We start from the raw sequence: 14,854 nt of genomic DNA on the forward strand, positions 1-14,854 counted from the left end.
GGTTAATTATTTATTTGTGGGAAATAAATTTTAAATTTCGTTCCTTTATTCAATGCACTTTCTACTTTTATTGTGCCGTTGTGAAGGTCGATAATCTTCTTCACATAACTTAATCCCAGACCGAATCCTTTTACATCGTGAACATTACCCGTTGGGACCCTGTAAAAGCGATCAAAAATCTGCGCATGATGTTCTTTAGCAATTCCAATGCCATTATCCTGAACCGAAATAACAAGCTGATCTTTTCGGTTTTCTGTTCGCACCCAAATCTCAGGTACGTCTCGGCTGTACTTCATCGCATTGTCAAGCAAGTTAAAAATAACATTTGTAATATGCACCTCGTCACCTTTAATAAGTGCATTATCTGCAAAAATTTCGGTATGAAGTGTTCCGTTTTTATTGTTAACCCGCAACTCGAAGTTAGCGGTTACAGTTTTTATCATTTTATTCGCGTCAAACTCCCTGAACTTTAACTTTAAACGGCCTTCATTAAAAACAGCCATCTGCAGCACTTTCTCCACCTGAAATCCCAAACGTTTACTTTCCTGGTTAATTACGTTTGCAACGTGTTCAATTATCGACGGTGTATTGGCAACACTACCGTCCTGCAACATTTGACTGGCCAGCGAGATAGTTGAAATTGGTGTTTTCAGCTCGTGCGTCATGTTATTTATAAAGTCGTTTTTAATGTTCGACAACTTTTTCTGGCGCATAATAACCATTAAAGCATAAGCAAAAATGGCAATCAGCAGCCCGGTTAAAATAAATGTTGGAATGATGGTTAAACCGGTTTGTTTTACCAGGTATCTTCTTCTTTCAGGAAAATAAATATTTAGATAATTGGGTTTCGACCCATTGTAATCGTTCTGAAATAGTAATTGCGGATATTCTTTCTTTTTACCGGGCTTATAATCTGCATCACCAAAAATTGTCCGGTCTTTTCCCAATGTTGAGTTTTTAATGGCGTATTTATAGTCCAGGTCGATTTCAGTTTGCGCCAGGGCATTGCGTAAAAACAATTCCAGCCTCGCCGAATCAATACGTTCTTCAATGGGCCTGTCTTCCAAAAGTATTTCGTAGTTTTTCCAGTTCGAATCACGTATCCATTGTTGTCGCCTGCGTTCCTGCTCAAAACTTTCCTCCAGAAAGCGTTGCATCTGCGAAATAGCACTCACTTTTACCGAATCGGCCACTTCTGCTTTATACTTCTCTTCCATTTGACCGTAAACGCCACCCTGCGAATAACTGAGCTGAAAACTTACCGTTGCCTGCGACAGGCTATTTCGCGGAAAAACGTTACTAAACTCGCTCGGATTGCTCTTTTGCCCCGGAACTATTCCCCGACTTGCATACTCGCGTGCCAGTCGCTGTTCATCTAAATCCAGCTGAACCGCAACCATATCTAATGCATTAGCCACTAGCTGATTAAACTGCTCCTCCCTGATATCAGATGCCGACTTGATCATCGATCCCTGCACCAATATCAAACCCGACAGCACAACCGCCATCAACACAATTAATGTTATTAGCATTTTACGACTCATGCAACAAAGATAATTTTATTGAAATGCTGAGAATATGGCACTTAACATTATTTAACAGGATATTGTCATTTGTAAAATTAATTAACCAACCTGCCATATTTCCGGTTAATTATTGACGTTTATTAGCTATTTCCGCTTAGTACTTTTTCAATTACCGGTGGGTAATGTTCGTATTCCAGTGCGTGCACTTTTGCAGCTACCTGCTCTGGTGTATCTTCAGGCAACACTTCACATTGTGCCTGAAAGATGATTTTTCCCTCATCGTAATTCTGGTTTACGTAATGAACAGTGATCCCTGAATGCGTTTCTTTGTTTTCAACCACCGCCTTGTGCACATTCATTCCGTACATTCCTTTACCGCCATATTTGGGCAGCAAAGCCGGGTGTATATTAATAATAGTGAAGTTTTCGACCAGGTTATCGGGGATAAGCCACAAAAAACCCGCCAGCACGATAACATTCACTTTACGATTTCTTAATGTTTCAATAATTTCGTTGGTATTATAGAATTGGGTGCGATTAAACACAAAGGTTTCTACCCCATGTTTTTTTGCCCTCACCAATGCATACGCGTCAGATTTGTTTGCCCACAACGAATCGATTATAATTTTTTCATTACCAAGAAAATACTTAAAAATATTCTCAGCATTCGATCCCGATCCTGATGCGAAGACTGCAATCTTCTTTTGTTCCATTTTAACGTTTCTTTAGACTTTAGAACTTTTAAACAATTCGTTCAATTTTAGGCGGTTAATAGTTATATCAGCTACTACGTTAACATCTTTTTTAATTTTTTTCTTGGAGATTTAAAGCGTAAATGTATTACTTTGCAGCGAATTATTTTAAAACAAAATTTAGTATTAATTAAAATTAAGAATTATGTCTGACGTTGCAGCAAAAGTAAAAGCAATAATCGTTGATAAATTAGGTGTTGACGAGAGTGAAGTAACTACAGAAGCATCTTTCACTAACGACCTTGGTGCTGACTCACTTGACACAGTTGAATTAATCATGGAATTCGAGAAAGAATTTGATCTTGCTATTCCAGACGACGAGGCAGAAAAAATTTCTACAGTAGGTGAAGCGATCGCTCACATCGAATCTGCTCTCTAATTTTTTAGCACAAGAAGTTATATTCATAGAATTCATTTATGGAATTAAAACGGGTAGTAATAACCGGTGTTGGGACCGTTAATCCTTTAGGGAATTCCGCTGAAGAGTACTGGGAGAATCTTAAAAACGGTGTAAGCGGAGCTGGGCCTATAACTCACTTCGATGCATCGTTGCATACCACCAAGTTCGCTTGCGAGGTAAAAGATTTTGATCCTCTTAAGTACATGGAGAAAAAGGAACTCCGCAAATACGACATGTATACTCAGTATGCATTTGCATCGTCAGAACAAGCCGTTGTTGACAGTGGCCTTGATCTGGAAAAAGTTGACGGTGACCGAGTTGGCGTTATTTGGGGAGCAGGAATTGGAGGCTTGGAAACTTTCCACGAGGAAGTTAGAGCTTACAAAGAGGAGCGTCCTCGTTTTTCTCCGTTTTTTATCCCTAAAATGATTGCAAACATTGCGGGTGGTTTGGTATCGATGAAATATGGTTTCAGAGGACCAAACTATACTACAGTGAGTGCATGTGCTTCAGCTTCTCATGCCATGATCGATGCGATGAATACCATTCGTATGGGAAAAGCCGACATGATTTTGACAGGAGGTTCGGAAGCAGGTGTAAATGAATGCGGTGTTGCCGGATTCAACTCTATGCGCGCACTTTCAACTCGCAATGATGATCCAAAAACTGCTTCGCGCCCATTCGATAAAGACCGTGATGGTTTTGTAATGGGAGAAGGTTCTGCAGCGTTCATATTCGAAGAATACGAACATGCCTTAGCTCGCGGAGCAAAAATTTATGCAGAAATTGTAGGTGGTGGAATGTCGGCCGATGCTTATCACATGACAGCTCCTGATCCGGAAGGAAGAGGTGCCAATCTTGTGATGAAATGGGCATTGGAAGACGCAGGATTGAAACCTGAAGACGTTGATTACATTAACGTTCACGGAACTTCAACTCCGCTTGGCGACATTGCAGAACCAAAGGCTATTCTAAAAACATTTGGCGAACATGCTTATAAATTAAGCATCAGTTCAACAAAATCAATGACCGGTCACCTCCTTGGTGCTGCCGGAGCCATTGAAGGCCTTGCCAGTGTTCTTGCCATTATCAATGGCATTGTTCCGCCTACAATCAACCACGTAACACCAGATCCTGAAATTGACGAAAAGTTGGATTTTACATTCAACAAAGCCAAAGAGAGGGGAATCAATGTAGCTATTAGCAATACATTTGGTTTTGGTGGACATAATGCAACAGTAGTTTTTAAAAAACTATAGTACACTGTGGTTAGAAAAATAGTACAACGAGTAAAACTCTTTTCGTCTGATCGAAAAGAGTTTTATTTGTTTTTAAAAAATCTTTTAGGATTTTACCCTCAGAATTTACGTTTATACGATCTTGCTTTTATTCATAAGTCGGCATCGATGGTCGATTCGCAGGGCAATTTTGTAAATAACGAACGTTTGGAGTACCTCGGCGATGCCATTCTGGGTGCTGTTATTGCCGATTTTCTGTACAACCGTTTCCCGCAGGAAGATGAAGGTTTTTTAACCAAAACCCGGTCGAAACTGGTAAACCGTGCCATCCTCACGCAGTTAACGCACGAAATGGGATTGCATGTTTTTATCGATTCGAACACCACAAAAAACATCGACAAAAGCCATATTTACGGTGATGCGCTTGAAGCATTGATCGGGGCTATTTATCTCGATAAAGACTACAAAGCGGCTAAGTTTTTCGTTACAAAAAAGATCCTTCCCCAATTTGTTGATCTGAACGAAATTGAACAGGCAGACTCGAATTTTAAAAGTCAGTTGATTGAGTGGAGCCAAAAAAACAAACGAGAAATAGAGTTTGAAACCACTGAAGAAACGGACGAAAAGATTAAGCAGCCCCGATTTAAAGCGGTTGTTAAAATCGATAATAAAAAGGCTGGCGAGGGTGTTGGAACCTCTAAAAAAGAAGCACACCAAAAAGCAGCACACGAAACATTAAAAAAGCTCGAACAGCTTTAATATTTCCAATGCTCACACAGCTTATTCGTTACGTTTATTAAATTTGCCCCGCAATAACAATACATGGAAGGTATTTTAATTATAGGACTTGGTTTTTTTGCCCAGGGATTATTCTTTATCCGCACCATTGCGCAATGGTTTAAATCGGAAAAAGAAGGAGAAGTAATATCACCGGTAATTTACTGGCAGATTAGCCTGGTAGCGTCAATAATGATGCTAACCTATGGCATTCTGCGCCACGATTTTGCCATTGTTATGGGCCAGTCGCTGGTATACGGAATTTATATCCGGAACCTGCAGCTTAAAAATGTGTGGACCAAAATGTACTGGGCTATAAAAGTTCTTGCATTGGCAATTCCTGTTGCCTATTGGGTTTGGCTGCTTACATCGGGCAGTTTTGCCAACATCCTGCACAACGAAGACGTGTCGCTTTTCTGGATGATTTGGGGAACCACCGCACAAGTGGTATTTATCTCGCGCTTTTTTTACCAGTGGATTCACTCCGAGAGTAAAAAGGAATCGTACTTTCCTCTGGGATTCTGGATCATCAGCACCTGCGGTTCGCTAATGATTTTCACTTATTCGATTATCCGTCTCGACCCGGTACTTTTTGCAGCTCACAGTTTGGGATTGTTTACCTACATGCGAAATATTGCTTTGCATTATGGCAAAAGCAGTTTGTTCGACAGGTTGAACAAAATTCCTGTGCTCAACAAGGTTATCGGTAAGGTTTCGGAAAAGATTAAGTAGCCTCGTACTTACCTGATCGTTTTAATAGCCTTAAAAATGGCGGATTATGGATTATCTACCGCCAGAATAGCCCGTGCAATTCTGCGAGAAGAAAATCAACCGCCGGTTTTGGTTGTACATTTTTGTAAGACTGAAAAAAACTGTCAGAGTCGTCCGCGCAATTTTGCATGAAGAAAATCTGCCGCCAGGAAAAGCCTCGCAATTCTGCACAAAGAAAATCAACTGTCAGTTTTGGCCACCCATTTTTGCGGGAAGAAAAAAAATCATCAGAATTGTTCGTGCATTTTTGCGAGACGAAAATCTGTCGTCAGGATGAGCCGTGCAACTCTGCGACAATATCAAAAAAAGCAGGTCTCCCGAAGGAAGCCTGCTCTAATACTTAAACTGAATTACCTTGTTTAATTGTTCCCTGTCATTTTCAGTTTAATAAATTCTTTAAGCACATAGTAAATCGGTAAGGAAACGACCAGCACTATTAATCCCCAAATGGTACTGTAAAAGCTTACGATTGCTCCGCCCATAACAATTTCGGGCGAAATATCGGCGGCTGCCCTTATCGCCTCCAAAGCCTGTACAATGCCAATAATTTGGGAGAGTACACCCAGTGCAGCGGCAAATAATCCGGCCATTCGAATCAAGCTCACCAGTTTCAAATCATAATGCTTTTGTACAGCCATCTGATAAATTTTAATTCCGGCTATTACCAGCATTAACAAGCCCATTACAGTTATTACTCCCATAAACGGGCCACCTGCTTTATGAAATTCTAAAAAGTTCATGATAGTTAATTTTAAAGTTTACACCGGCAAGCTACTGCAGATCGTTCAGTTAGTGCGAATTTAATCGTTTAACAACCAGAAATCAACGCTCAGTAACAATTTCCGGGAAGTATAACTTATCGGGCGACTTTAAAGTTATTCATCTTCATTTCTGTGATTTTAAACGATTAAAATAGGTAAATCCAAAAATCCTCGATAATTTACGTATTAATTGTATTATGACCGATAAAATCCAACATATAATAACCCGGGTAAAAAACTCGAACTTCATCCGACCTGCCTACCACGTAGCATTTTGGATAATGGTTGCCTGTTTCTACTTTTTCATGTTTAGCTGGAACAGTGCTTTTCGCGAGGCTACCATTATTTTCTCGGCCGGGCTGCTGCCGGTGGCCATTTTGCTGACCTATTTCTTTAACCACTTTTTAGTGCCGCGTTACCTCTGGAAAAAACGCTATGGCCTTTTTCTTTTGTACAGTTTTTTCACCTTGCTTGTCGGCGTTTGGCTGTCGTTACTAATCGTTTTTTACGCGCTCATTTATATTCTGAAAAGCAAAGCAATGATCGATCCGTCGGTACTTCATCCCGAGCTACAAGTGATTTCATTGAATTTTATTGTGTTTTTTGCCATCGCCGTAAAACAGATAAAACGTGCCTTTTTTATTCAACAGGAAAAGAACGAACTGGAACGGAAAAAATTGAATACCGAGCTGAGGCTGAAAGAAGCCGAACTGAAGTTGCTAAAAGCACAGATTCATCCGCATTTTCTGTTCAACACGCTGAATAACCTTTACGGGCTTACCATTGAAAAATCGGATGAAGCACCCGGGCTGGTGCTGCGCCTTTCCGATATTCTGGATTATATTCTTTACCGCTGCAACGAACAAAAGGTTTTGCTCTTCGACGAGATCTCGAACCTGCAAAATTATATCGAAATTGAAAAACTGCGCTACACTGAAAAACTAAGCATAACAACTGATTTCCCCGATGAAACCGACAACCTGCAAATTGCACCGCTGCTTCTGCTGCCATTTATAGAGAATGCATTTAAACATGGTGTGAGCCACAATCCCGGCACAGCACAAATTACATGCAGTTTAAAAACACGGCATACTTCCATGGTATTTAAAATCGAAAATTCAAAAAATCCGGTGAAACCACATATTGAAAATCTGTCGAAAGGAATTGGACTGAGTAATGTAAGGAAACGGCTGGAGTTACTTTACCCCCAAAAATACACGTTGGAAATCGACGAAAAAGAAACGACTTTTTCAGTAACTTTAGCGTTAGAATTAGCTGAATAATGTACCGCTGTATCATCATAGACGACGAACCCATTGCCATTCGGGTAATCCGGAACCATCTGTCGGTTTTTACCGATTTCGAGGTTGTTGCCGAGTGCAGCAACGCTTTGGAAGCAATGCCCGTTCTGCAAAAGGAAAACATCGACCTGCTGTTTTGCGATATTCAGATGCCCCAAATTACCGGAGTCGATTTTATTCGCTCCTTACTGCATCCGCCCAAGGTAATTTTTACAACTGCCTACCGCGATTATGCCATCGATGCATTTGAGTTAAACGTGGTTGATTACCTGCTAAAACCCATTTCGTTCGAACGTTTTACCAAGGCTATTAATCATTTTCTGGAATTACAGACGGCTAATCCTACGTCAACATCTGAAAAGCAAGAAACACGCGATTTTATTTTTCTTAAAGCCGATAAAAAACATCATAAAATAAACCTTACCGACATCCTGTATTTCGAAAGCCTTGGCGATTATGTAATTGCTTACACCAACGACCAAAAAATTGTAACCAAGGAACGCATCAGTCATCTCTCTGATTTACTTCCTGCCAAATGGTTTCTGCAAATTCATCGTGGCTATATTGTTTCTATCGATAAAATTGAATCGATTGGTGCTGGTTTTGTCGAAATTAAGGGGAAAAAATTACCTGTTGGCCGAAATTACAAACCCGATATACAGAAGCTGTTGTCGTAATAAACCTTTCCGTTTTTAATCTGTTTTATCTACTTTTAAACCCATAAAATTACGAATGGAAGATAGCAGGAAATATACATTGCGTACCGGATGGTTATCCATTATCGGGAATATTTTGCTTTCGGGGTTAAAATACTGGGCAGGTATTTCAACGGGTTCTTTAGCTTTGGTTGCCGATGCCTGGCATTCGATTTCTGATGTTGTTACTTCTGCAATTGTATTAATCGGAGGGAAGATCTCGCGAAAACCTGCTGACGACGATCATCCGTTTGGGCACGGAAGAGCCGAACATATTGCAGCCATAATTATCGGCGTTGTTTTGGCCATCGTCGCATTTGATTTCATACTTAATGGCATTGAAAAGTTTGGACAACGGGAACATACTTATTACAGTACTTTTGCATGGATTGCTATTATAGTATCCGTAATTTTAAATGAGTTGATGACTCAGTATTCTTTCTGGGCAGGGAAAAAAATCAAGTCAAGCATGCTTATCGCCGACGGGTGGCACCACCGAACCGATGCACTTTCATCGGTAATTGTATTGATTGGTATTGCGTTGGGAAGTTCATTTTGGTGGACCGATGCCGTACTAAGCATTATTGTTGCTATTCTGATTGGCTACGCCAGTTTCGAAATTTTGGCAAAAGAAATCAAATCACTTCTTGGCGAAAGTCCTTCTGATGAGTTATTGGATGAGATTCATAAAACCGTTGCCCTTAATTGCAAAATCCAGGTTAACTTGCATCACATTCATATACACAAATACGGTCACCACACCGAAATGAGCTGCCACATCAAACTTCCCCCGGAAATGACACTCTACGAAACGCACGAGATCTGCACAAAAATAGAGAAGGCGATTAAAAAGGAATTTGGTTTTTTCACCACTATCCATCCTGAACCACTGAACGATAATCTCAAAACATTTGAACGCTTTTAAAGCAGAATTTCACTCAAAAATATATTGGGCAAAAACTAACTCTTTTAATCGTGCAAAAACGTATCGAGTTAGCTTATATATTAAATTTTTTCCATATTTTTATCATCTATTTAAATTTTTTAAAAACTAGCTAAATGAGAAAGATATCAATTTTGTCAATTTTTGTAATCCTCTTATCTATGTTTCAATCCTGCACAGAGAAAGTTGAAACCGATCTTACAAAAACGGCTTTTATACCGAAACCAACCAGCGTAACAGCTACCGACGACGGCTTCAACCTTAATAAAGTCAGCGTAATTTATGTGCAGGCAGGTAGCGAAGGAGTGCTTCGTTCGGCTGAGTTACTGGCTGAAAAAATCAATCAGCTAACCGGGGAATTAATTACCGTGAAACCAACCACTACTCCACCATCGAGAGAAATTTATATTTCGAATGTCGACAATGGACATTTAAGCGAACAAGGTTACGAGCTGAAAATTAAAAAACGCCTGATTTCCATTCAGGGAGCCGATGCCGCCGGATGTTTCTTTGGTGTGCAAACCTTGTTGCAAACACTACCGGTTAATGCCGATAATACACAAGCTTTATATGTGCCAACAGGAACTATTTCTGACTCGCCGGAATATAGTTACCGTGGAGCCATGCTCGATGTTTCGCGCCATTTTTTCAATGTTGAAGAAGTAAAACAATTCATCGATTTTCTGGCGATGTACAAAATGAATGTGCTTCACCTGCATTTATCCGATGACCAGGGCTGGCGAATTGAAATTAAGTCGTGGCCAAAACTTACCGAAATTGGTGGTCAAACCGAAGTTGGTGGTGGCGAAGGTGGTTTTTACACACAAGAGCAATACAAAGAATTGGTTCAGTACGCAGCTGATCGCCAGATTATGATCGTTCCTGAAATTGATATGCCGGGACATACCAATGCAGCACTTGCATCGTATGCCGAGTTGAATTGCGACGGCAAAGCCCGCGAGCTTTATACCGGCACCCAAGTTGGATTTAGTACGCTTTGTACCGACAAAGAAATTACTTACCAGTTTATCGACGATGTTATTCGCGAGTTGGCTGAAATAACTCCCGGCCCGTACATCCATATTGGTGGCGACGAATCGCATGTTACAGCGCACGACGACTATGTGTATTTTGTAAACAGAGTTCAGGACATCGTAAAAAAACACGGCAAAAAAATTATTGGCTGGGACGAAATTGCCAACGCCAAATTGATTGATGATGTTACCGTACAATTCTGGGCCGATGTTGAAAACACCACAACGGGCGTTGAAAAAGGTGCACAGGTATTAATGTCGCCGGCAGCACGAGCTTACCTAGATATGCAGTACGATTCAACAACTCATCTGGGCTTGCACTGGGCGGGTTACATTGAGGTTGATCATGGTTACGACTGGGATCCGGCAACACTTGTTGAAGGCATCACAAAAGAAAACATTCTGGGAATTGAAGCTCCACTTTGGTCGGAAACAGTTACCAATATCGATGAAGTGGAATACATGGTTTTCCCTCGTCTGCCGGGATATGCCGAAATTGGCTGGACAGCACCAGGCGAAAGAAGCTGGGACGAGTATAAAACACGTTTGGCAAAACACGGCAAACGTTTCGAAGCGTTGGGAATTGATTACTACAAATCGGCGCTGGTTCCGTGGGAAGAATAGAAGAATTGGATTAAAATATTGAAGCGGGTTGCAGAAATGCAGCCCGCTTTTTTTTATCACTTAAATTCCACTTTTGAAATGCGACCACCACTTCCGGCGGCAAAACCGGCAAGTTTTCCGGGAATTGCTCTAAAAGTATAATAACCGTCATCGGAAAGAAAGTTCCAGTTTATTCCACCATCAGTTGAAATATCGCAACCGGTTTTTCCGATAGCGAATACAAACGAATCGTTACCAGCTTCTACCTCCTGCACACACGAGCGGTATTCTTTTGGCATTGCTACCGCAGGTTGCCAGGTTATTCCGCCATCAAAAGTATACGATGCAATATTGGTATTCAATTCCGGTTGGTCATAAATTCCACCAACGATAATCCCCTCTTTATCATTAGTAAAAGCAACAGAAAATATTCCTGATGATGCCAGTCCGCGAACCATTGGCGTTTTAGTAACTTTCCACGATTTTCCAAAGTCATCCGAATAAAACACGCGGGCAGCTTTACCTCCACTGGCAATCCAGGCCTTTCCTGTTGGCAAATATTCAATACAGGTATTTGATGCCGCAAAGTTGGCTTCTCCCGCAACCACTTCCGGAAGATCTGTAACCTGTTCCCAGGTGTTTCCCGCATCTTCTGTTCGCAACACAAAAAACTTTCCGTCAACCGGATCGCTAACCACCAAACCATTTTGTGCATCGGCAAATTTTACCGAGTTAAAAAACAAACCACTTGTAGTGTCACTAAAAACCACATTCCAGGTAGCTCCGCCATCAATGGTTTTGTAGCCAAAATCAGGGCCGGCAACACCAAAAACGGTGGCCGTATTTTCGTCCCATGAATGAATGCTCCGGAAATCGTTTTGTTCAGCTCCCGGTACCGATACATCTTCCCAGCTGTTTCCGCTATCTGTCGACACCAACACAGTTCCTCCCGAACCACTTGCCCAAACAGTGTTTTCATCAACAACATGCAAGCCACGAAAACTGGCTTCAGTATTCGTATTAAGTTCTGAAAAAACAACAGCGGCTGGTTTTTTAGGAGTTAGCGTACAAGAAAATAAAAGCAAAATAAAAGCGGAAGTCAGAAGAAATTTCATGTATGTATATTTTTTTATAAAACTAAAATAAAAATAATTGTAAGTTTATGGGATCAGAAAGTATTCTGAATAATACCGATAAGAAATTAAGCTGATGCTTTGAGCCAGACTGCTCCATAGTACGATTGCTTTTCTATCGGCATTAACCATTGTAATTTCACAGTTTCGCTTATTGCTCACTCTGAAAAACAATTGGTATAACTTAAATCATAATCTAAAACCAACAAAATGAAACGACTTATTTTGCCGTTCCTTTTATCTCTTTTAATTACTTTTTCGTACGCCCAAAAATACGATGCAAACTGGAAATCGATTGATAGCCGCCCCATACCACAATGGTTCGAGGATGTAAAGTTTGGTATTTTTATTCACTGGGGAGTGTACTCGGTTCCCGCCTGGGCACCGGCCAATGCCGATATTGGCGTTTATGCCAAATACGCTGAATGGTATGGCTTCCGGATTAACGACGATAGCAAGGCAGGAAAATTATTCCGCGACTACCACAACAAAATGTATGGTGAAGATTTCCTCTATCAGGATTTTGCCCCACGGTTTAAAGCGCAACACTGGAATCCGGAACAATGGGCCGATTTGTTTAAACGTGCCGGAGCAAAATATGTAGTATTAACATCGAAACACCACGAAGGTTTTACACTTTGGCCAAGCGCCCAAAGCTGGAACTGGAACAGCGTTGACATAGGACCGCACCGTGATATTTGTGGCGATTTAACCACTGCTGTTAAAGATGCCGGCTTGCACATGGGATTTTATTATTCGCTGTACGAGTGGTACAATCCGCTTTACAAAAATAATCTCACAAAATATGTCGACGACCATATGATTCCACAAATGAAAGACTTGGTTACCAGCTACGAACCGGATATTTTATGGACCGATGGCGAATGGGATCACCCGAGTGAAGACTGGAAAAGCACGGAGTTTTTAGCCTGGCTGTACAACGAATCGCCGGTAAAAGACCGGATTTGTATTAACGACCGCTGGGGTAAAGAAACACGTAGCAAACACGGAGGATTTTATACAACAGAGTACGATTTAGTCCATGACGGGAAAAGAGACAAGATCGACAAAGCATGGGAAGAATGCCGCGGAATAGGAACTTCGTTTGGATATAACCAAATGGAAACCGTTGAAAACTACATGAGCTCCGAAGCACTGATTCATTTACTGATAGAAAAAGTTGCCGGAGGAGGCAATCTCCTGCTTGATGTTGGCCCGACCGCTGATGGCCGCATTCCTGTAATTCAGCAACAACGCCTACTCGATATTGGGAAATGGCTGGAGACAAACGGCGAGGCAATTTACGAGACAAGAAAATGGGACGGTGCTGAAGCTAATGATATCGCTGATGTATATTTCACTAAAAAAGGGAAGGATTTGTATGTACATTGCACGCAATATCCTACAACTGATTTAAAAATAAAAGGCTTGAAAAAAGCATCGTCGGTTAGTTTATTGGGATATCATGATGATGTAGAATTCAAAAAATCGGGTAAAACAATTACCATTTCAGCGCCGGTATTAACACCGGGCAAACTTACCCAAACTTGCGCCTGGGTATTTAAACTTGAAAATGTACTTTAATACGAATAACCAAATAAACGTAATAGCAAAATGACCAAAGCAACTGAATTTCTGAAAAGCCACAAAATGACGGCTGAAGACATTAAAATGAAAGAGGTGGTGAACGCCTTTCTGGACGAAATGGCCAAAGGATTGGCCGGGAAAGAGAGCTCACTCTTGATGTTACCAACTTATATTGAAGCTGACGGAGAAGTAAAAGCAAACGAACCAGTTGTTGCCATTGATGCCGGCGGAACCAATTTTAGGGCAGCCAAAGTGTATTTCGACGACAACCTGAAACTGGTAACTGAAAACATTACAAAGGCCAAAATGCCGGGCGTAGAAAAAGAACTTACCAAGGCTGAATTCTTCGACACTTTTGCATCGTACCTGGCAGATTACAAAAACACATCGGATAAACTGGGATTTTGTTTCTCGTATGCTGCAGAGATTTTCCCGAACAAAGACGGAAAACTTATTGAATGGAGCAAAGAAGTTAAAGCACCAGATGTAATTGGAGAAATGATCGGAGAAGGACTTTTGAACGCCATGCAAACACCCGAAAAACAACTGGTGCTGATGAACGACACCGTTTCTACCTTGCTTGCCGGAAAAGCAGCGCGGGCGGTAAAAGCATACGACACGTACATTGGTTTTATTCTGGGCACCGGAACCAACACCAGTTACATTGAGGCCAATAAAAACATTACCAAAACCGACGGTCTCAACATGGAAGGCAGCCAGATCATCAATATTGAATCGGGCGCATTTACTCTGGCACCGCGCACCGATATTGACATTGCTTTTGATAACACTACCGAAAATCCGGGCCGTTATGCTTTTGAAAAAATGTTCTCGGGTGGTTACTTTGGCGGTTTGTGTACCAAGACTTTAGAAACTGCAGCCGCAGAAGGTGTTTTTGCTGACCCCGAAGTTTTTGAGAATCTGCAGGAATTAACATCGGAAGAAGTGAATAATTATGTGCACGGCATTGAAAGTGCCCACAATGTATTACCCGGCGTTTTCACCAGCGATTCGGATAAAATGCTGGTAGCCGAAATTATCGACAAGCTTATCGAGCGCGCTGCAAAACTGGTAGCTGCCAACCTGGCTGCGGTAATTTTGCAAACCGGAAAAGGCAAACACCACGAAAAACCGGTTTTAATGACCATTGAAGGAACAACATTTTACAAGCTTCATAATTTTCAGAAAATGTTTGAAAAATACCTGCAGGATTTCCTCTCGGGCGATAATCAACGTTACTACGAAATTGTGGAAGTGGAGAACTCAAGCTTACTGGGTGCAGCAATTGCAGCCATTGTAAACTAAGATATTTAAAAGCCGAAGCCTGAAGAAC

14 protein-coding genes are annotated in these 14,854 nt (G+C 41.2%); 10 read left to right on the forward strand and 4 right to left on the reverse strand.

All coding sequences use genetic code 11. The features are described from left to right. Nucleotides 1-2: 2 nt before the first annotated feature. Together G4420_RS03270 and purN are read right to left on the reverse strand one after the other, a co-directional pair. Nucleotides 3-1,544, reverse strand: a complete 1,542-nt coding sequence (locus G4420_RS03270; protein WP_163322151.1) for a sensor histidine kinase — start codon at nt 1,542-1,544, stop codon at nt 3-5. A gap of 122 nt (nt 1,545-1,666) precedes the next feature. Beyond that, nucleotides 1,667-2,239 (reverse strand): phosphoribosylglycinamide formyltransferase, encoded by a 573-nt coding sequence (gene purN, locus G4420_RS03275; RefSeq protein ID WP_163322152.1) that lies wholly within the window; start codon nt 2,237-2,239, stop codon nt 1,667-1,669. Nucleotides 2,240-2,423: 184 nt separating this feature from the next. Between purN and G4420_RS03280 the strand changes: the two genes are divergently transcribed. The 4 genes from G4420_RS03280 (at nt 2,424) to G4420_RS03295 (ending at nt 5,425) form a co-directional block, all read left to right on the forward strand. Next, nucleotides 2,424-2,657: an acyl carrier protein gene (locus G4420_RS03280; RefSeq protein ID WP_038556507.1), complete on the forward strand. Its 234-nt coding sequence runs from the start codon at nt 2,424-2,426 to the stop codon at nt 2,655-2,657. A gap of 38 nt (nt 2,658-2,695) precedes the next feature. Further along, nucleotides 2,696-3,937: a beta-ketoacyl-ACP synthase II gene (fabF, locus tag G4420_RS03285; protein WP_163322153.1), complete on the forward strand. Its 1,242-nt coding sequence runs from the start codon at nt 2,696-2,698 to the stop codon at nt 3,935-3,937. A gap of 66 nt (nt 3,938-4,003) precedes the next feature. Then, nucleotides 4,004-4,675 (forward strand): ribonuclease III, encoded by a 672-nt coding sequence (gene rnc, locus G4420_RS03290; protein WP_163322154.1) that lies wholly within the window; start codon nt 4,004-4,006, stop codon nt 4,673-4,675. Between the two features lie 63 nt (nt 4,676-4,738). After that, nucleotides 4,739-5,425, forward strand: a complete 687-nt coding sequence (locus tag G4420_RS03295; protein ID WP_163322155.1) for a lipid-A-disaccharide synthase N-terminal domain-containing protein — start codon at nt 4,739-4,741, stop codon at nt 5,423-5,425. A gap of 398 nt (nt 5,426-5,823) precedes the next feature. Here the strand turns inward: G4420_RS03295 and G4420_RS03300 are convergent, their stop codons facing one another. Continuing rightward, on the reverse strand, nt 5,824-6,204 hold the full coding sequence (locus G4420_RS03300; RefSeq protein WP_163322156.1) for a MotA/TolQ/ExbB proton channel family protein: 381 nt from the start codon (nt 6,202-6,204) through the stop codon (nt 5,824-5,826). Nucleotides 6,205-6,422: 218 nt separating this feature from the next. On the opposite strand from G4420_RS03300, the gene G4420_RS03305 reads away from it, so the two are divergent. The 4 genes from G4420_RS03305 (at nt 6,423) to G4420_RS03320 (ending at nt 10,822) form a co-directional block, all read left to right on the forward strand. Beyond that, nucleotides 6,423-7,508, forward strand: coding sequence for a sensor histidine kinase (locus G4420_RS03305; RefSeq protein WP_163322157.1), 1,086 nt, complete (start codon nt 6,423-6,425; stop codon nt 7,506-7,508). After that, nucleotides 7,508-8,203, forward strand: coding sequence for a LytR/AlgR family response regulator transcription factor (locus G4420_RS03310; RefSeq protein WP_204273579.1), 696 nt, complete (start codon nt 7,508-7,510; stop codon nt 8,201-8,203). Before G4420_RS03305 ends, G4420_RS03310 begins: the two co-directional genes overlap by 1 nt. Nucleotides 8,204-8,258: 55 nt before the next feature. After that, on the forward strand, nt 8,259-9,146 hold the full coding sequence (locus tag G4420_RS03315) for a cation diffusion facilitator family transporter (protein ID WP_163322158.1): 888 nt from the start codon (nt 8,259-8,261) through the stop codon (nt 9,144-9,146). Nucleotides 9,147-9,280: 134 nt separating this feature from the next. Next, on the forward strand, nt 9,281-10,822 hold the full coding sequence (locus G4420_RS03320) for a beta-N-acetylhexosaminidase (RefSeq protein WP_163322159.1): 1,542 nt from the start codon (nt 9,281-9,283) through the stop codon (nt 10,820-10,822). Nucleotides 10,823-10,878: 56 nt separating this feature from the next. Here the strand turns inward: G4420_RS03320 and G4420_RS03325 are convergent, their stop codons facing one another. Then, nucleotides 10,879-11,916, reverse strand: a complete 1,038-nt coding sequence (locus tag G4420_RS03325) for a WD40/YVTN/BNR-like repeat-containing protein (RefSeq protein ID WP_163322160.1) — start codon at nt 11,914-11,916, stop codon at nt 10,879-10,881. A gap of 228 nt (nt 11,917-12,144) precedes the next feature. On the opposite strand from G4420_RS03325, the gene G4420_RS03330 reads away from it, so the two are divergent. Together G4420_RS03330 and G4420_RS03335 are read left to right on the forward strand one after the other, a co-directional pair. Further along, nucleotides 12,145-13,518, forward strand: coding sequence for an alpha-L-fucosidase (locus G4420_RS03330; protein ID WP_163322161.1), 1,374 nt, complete (start codon nt 12,145-12,147; stop codon nt 13,516-13,518). A 30-nt stretch (nt 13,519-13,548) separates the two neighbouring features. After that, the gene (locus tag G4420_RS03335; RefSeq protein WP_163322162.1) at nt 13,549-14,826 is read left to right on the forward strand and encodes a hexokinase family protein; all 1,278 of its coding nucleotides are present in this window, start codon (nt 13,549-13,551) and stop codon (nt 14,824-14,826) included. Nucleotides 14,827-14,854 lie beyond the last annotated feature (28 nt).

The organism is Draconibacterium mangrovi, assembly GCF_010586825.1.
In the GTDB taxonomy this organism is placed as follows: Bacteria; Bacteroidota; Bacteroidia; order Bacteroidales; family Prolixibacteraceae; genus Draconibacterium; species Draconibacterium mangrovi.

Coding starts and splice junctions, on each gene's coding strand:
- G4420_RS03320 (WP_163322159.1), top strand. CDS start 9,281: ATGAGAAAGATATCAATTTTGTCAATTTTTGTAATCCTCTTATCTATG.
- G4420_RS03280 (WP_038556507.1), top strand. CDS start 2,424: ATGTCTGACGTTGCAGCAAAAGTAAAAGCAATAATCGTTGATAAATTA.
- fabF (WP_163322153.1), top strand. CDS start 2,696: ATGGAATTAAAACGGGTAGTAATAACCGGTGTTGGGACCGTTAATCCT.
- G4420_RS03330 (WP_163322161.1), top strand. CDS start 12,145: ATGAAACGACTTATTTTGCCGTTCCTTTTATCTCTTTTAATTACTTTT.
- G4420_RS03270 (WP_163322151.1), bottom strand. CDS start 1,544: ATGAGTCGTAAAATGCTAATAACATTAATTGTGTTGATGGCGGTTGTG.
- purN (WP_163322152.1), bottom strand. CDS start 2,239: ATGGAACAAAAGAAGATTGCAGTCTTCGCATCAGGATCGGGATCGAAT.
- G4420_RS03300 (WP_163322156.1), bottom strand. CDS start 6,204: ATGAACTTTTTAGAATTTCATAAAGCAGGTGGCCCGTTTATGGGAGTA.
- G4420_RS03310 (WP_204273579.1), top strand. CDS start 7,508: ATGTACCGCTGTATCATCATAGACGACGAACCCATTGCCATTCGGGTA.
- G4420_RS03295 (WP_163322155.1), top strand. CDS start 4,739: ATGGAAGGTATTTTAATTATAGGACTTGGTTTTTTTGCCCAGGGATTA.
- G4420_RS03335 (WP_163322162.1), top strand. CDS start 13,549: ATGACCAAAGCAACTGAATTTCTGAAAAGCCACAAAATGACGGCTGAA.
- G4420_RS03305 (WP_163322157.1), top strand. CDS start 6,423: ATGACCGATAAAATCCAACATATAATAACCCGGGTAAAAAACTCGAAC.
- G4420_RS03325 (WP_163322160.1), bottom strand. CDS start 11,916: ATGAAATTTCTTCTGACTTCCGCTTTTATTTTGCTTTTATTTTCTTGT.
- G4420_RS03315 (WP_163322158.1), top strand. CDS start 8,259: ATGGAAGATAGCAGGAAATATACATTGCGTACCGGATGGTTATCCATT.